The organism is Candidatus Pelagibacter communis (assembly GCF_001180185.1).
GTDB lineage: Bacteria > Pseudomonadota > Alphaproteobacteria > Pelagibacterales > Pelagibacteraceae > Pelagibacter > Pelagibacter ubique_F.
The window spans coordinates 1-3,076 of the sequence record NZ_CVSS01000006.1 but is presented as its reverse complement, the minus strand read 5'-3'; the positions used below and the strand labels follow the sequence as shown (position 1 = coordinate 3,076).

General features: G+C 24.1%; 4 protein-coding genes and 1 tRNA gene. All 5 read right to left on the bottom strand.

The features are described 5' to 3' along the window. Nucleotides 1-53: 53 nt before the first annotated feature. On the bottom strand, nucleotides 54-653 hold the full coding sequence (locus AMN95_RS00220) for a hypothetical protein (RefSeq protein ID WP_075522001.1): 600 nt from the start codon (nucleotides 651-653) through the stop codon (nucleotides 54-56). Then, a complete protein-coding gene (locus AMN95_RS00215; RefSeq protein WP_075522000.1) occupies nucleotides 650-1,459 on the bottom strand; it encodes a DUF4422 domain-containing protein in 810 nt (269 codons plus the stop codon). The genes AMN95_RS00220 and AMN95_RS00215 overlap by 4 nt, the downstream gene beginning before the upstream one ends. After that, nucleotides 1,456-2,133 (bottom strand): FkbM family methyltransferase, encoded by a 678-nt coding sequence (locus AMN95_RS00210; RefSeq protein ID WP_075521999.1) that lies wholly within the window; start codon nucleotides 2,131-2,133, stop codon nucleotides 1,456-1,458. The genes AMN95_RS00215 and AMN95_RS00210 overlap by 4 nt, the downstream gene beginning before the upstream one ends. 59 nt (nucleotides 2,134-2,192) lie before the next feature. Then, nucleotides 2,193-2,282: transfer RNA gene (locus AMN95_RS00205), tRNA-Ser, on the bottom strand. 11 nt (nucleotides 2,283-2,293) lie between these two features. After that, nucleotides 2,294-3,076 (bottom strand): glycosyltransferase family 17 protein (locus tag AMN95_RS00200; protein ID WP_075521998.1); only part of this gene is annotated, 783 nt, incomplete at its 5' end.

Sequence of the window (3,076 nt, the reverse complement as noted above, 5' to 3'; positions counted from 1 at the left end):
ATATAATTGAAAAAACACTTTGATCCCAACGATTTTCTATAAAATTCTTATCCTCATTTTTTTGACAGAGATCCGTCAATTAATTCTGTTTCGAGCATAACATTTAACCAATCTTTAAGAAGATTGATGTTCCTCTTATTCTTTTTTAAAAAAAATGAACCTGACCATATTTGAGGTGTTTCTACAATTTTCTTATTATTCTCTACTTTCAAATAATTTAACAAATCTTTTTTTGTGTATTGATACTCATCATATTTTTGAAATTTTAAATTATCATAATTTTTAAACCCTTTGCCATTGTATTCAAAAACTAGTGAATCATATTTTTGAACCATTGATATGTACTCGTAAAATCTGTTAATACCATTTTTATTAAAATGACAACCTATGTCTGCATATTGTAAAATACTATCTTCAGGTAATTTTTTAATATAATCTAAAATTATAAATGGTTTCCAAACTCCATATCCAAAAGCTCTATTTTCTCGAGTCAGATTATGATTGATATCTTTTTTTATAACTAAACTTATATCTTGCTCTGAATAAATTTTTAAATTTTCTTTTTTAAAAAATGATGAAGATTGTTCTAAAAACCTTATTTTACTTCTATTTAGATCATTAGAAGCAAAGGAGCATAGGTAAATATTATTCATTTTGTTGTATCAAAAAATATCCATGGCCACTCTAAATAACGAGTATTTTTTTTAAACCAAAAAGATAAATACCTTTCAGCTAAAAAGGCATATAAACGTTGAGTGTCATATCCTTTTAAATCAGTAAAACCAAATATTTTTTCACATTTGTCAAGCCAGGAAAATAAATCATCAAACCACTTATTAATTATATATGGTTTAGATATAAACATAATATGAGGATTATAAGATTTAGATTTTAAAACATATTCCAAAAATAAATTTTTATGTTCACTTTTCATTACACTAATTGCTTTTTCTAAATTTCCATATCCATGATGCATATCAAAATGTAATTTAATTGACCCATTGTTTTTTCCAAAAAATAAACTTGGTTTTTTTATAAATGATCTAAAACTTCTTTTTAAAAGTTTCATTTTTTTTACTTTACTTAAATCTATTTTATCACAAATAATTGCATCATAATTTTTCCAACTATTATCAGGTTCACGTAAAAGATAATTTTCAAAATTTGATAAATCTACTTCAGAATCTTTTATATTTTCTCTGACCCAAAATCTTCTTTTTTGACAGAAACCAATCCACGTATCTTTATTATGTGTCTTTAATAAATTTTTCCAAAACCAATAATGAAAGGTAAGTTCAGAATAATAACTTTCTTTGTGGTGAATATTCACTCCAGTTTTACTTGATATATATTTTTCATCAAACTGCTCTTGTCCTACTCCTGCTAATTTAAGATTTAAGTTTTCAAGAAAACCTGATTTTTTATTTGTTACACAATAAATGACAAGATTATTTTTCATTTTTTCAATTTAAAAAAGTAACTTGGTCCTAAACTTCTTGTGAAGTTATAATTATTAACTTTTAAATATTTTTTGATTTTTGACACATCTTTTTTTTTTAAAATTTCGATACAAATTAATTTTGGTTTATGAAATTTTAAATCTATGGTTTTTAGCACTTTAAAATCCATTCCCTCAATATCAATATTTAAAAAATCAAAAGGTCTCTTGATAACATCAGAGAATTTTTTTGTTTTAATGAATTCAAATTTATCAATTTTTCTCTCTCTGTATTTAGTTTTTTTATTTAAAATTGTGTTTAATGGACTAAAAATTCCCTCAAGAAAAACTTTAGTGGTTTTTCTTTGATTACTAATAGCGGCATGAATATTCATATCTTTTTTTCTTACTATATTGAAATAATCTATTGCTGTCTTATTTAGATCAACATTAATTCCCCTCCAGCCTTTTTTATAAAGCAAATAGGTATTGTTATACTTTAAAGGATGATAAGCACCAATATCTACAAAAAATTTACCTACTTCCATATTTTTAAAAAACTTTGCAATATATAAATCTTCACCACACTGAGAATAGCTTGATCTACCTATAAAAAATTTTTCTTTCCATATTAACCTATAATAAAGATATGGTTTATAAAGAATACTGTTCCTGGAAATAAATCTTTTGATCATAATTAGATAAAAAATAAAATTAACTTACATATATAATCCCTTATAAAATTTTGTTCAAATGGCGGAGAGAATGGGATTCGAACCCATGAAAGAGTATCCTCTTTACACGCTTTCCAAGCGTGCGCCTTCAACCACTCGGCCACCTCTCCAAAATCTTACATTATAAAATGAACTTTCTGAATTTTTTTTTATTCAACAAAATAAAATTTGGGAATCTTTTGTCAAATTTTACTTTTTTATACTTATGACCTCTATTGAATAAATCTATCTTTTTTTTTATTTTTTGTTGAATAATTACTGTAGAACTAAATTTTTTTGACGAAAATTCTGAGTGAGCAAAAGTTCTGAGTTTTAAAGATATTTGTTTTACCGGCATAATATTATTGAAATGCCACCCAGCGTTTTTAAAAACCTGAATATCTTTTTCTTTATCTATTCTATAAAATTTATACCTAAGATTTTTACGCAAAATTTTTTGTCTTAGAAAATCTAAAGATTTTAAATTTTTTTTTTTTGCTACTCTAGTACCTTCCCATGGACTTTCGTGAGGATTATAAAGATTAAATTTATAATTAAAACAATCATGTAAAAAAATTCCATATTTTTTTTTTAATGAAAAATTTTTTAAAAACTTGGGCTTAATGATTTCATCTGGATCAGAAAAAAAAATATAATCTTCAGGAGATAAGAATTTAGTGCACTTAAGTAAATGTTCTCTTTGCATGGCTTGATTTTCCCATCTATTATTTTTTTTTGGGAAAGGGCTTTTTAAAAAAAAATATCTTATTTTTTTTTTATTATAACTTTTATCCCAAATAAAATTCTTTTTTTTTAGTTTTCCCGTGTGATCAAATTTAGACTCACATATTACAAAATAATCAACATACTTCTCTAAAATTTTATATCTCAGTTTAAACATAAAATTATTATCAAAGAAAGTTAT

What these genes read in the sequence shown, in the direction of transcription:
- AMN95_RS00220 (WP_075522001.1), bottom strand. Translation starts at nt 653, where the DNA reads ATGAATAATATTTACCTATGCTCCTTTGCTTCTAATGATCTAAATAGA.
- AMN95_RS00210 (WP_075521999.1), bottom strand. Translation starts at nt 2,133, where the DNA reads ATGATCAAAAGATTTATTTCCAGGAACAGTATTCTTTATAAACCATAT.
- AMN95_RS00215 (WP_075522000.1), bottom strand. Translation starts at nt 1,459, where the DNA reads ATGAAAAATAATCTTGTCATTTATTGTGTAACAAATAAAAAATCAGGT.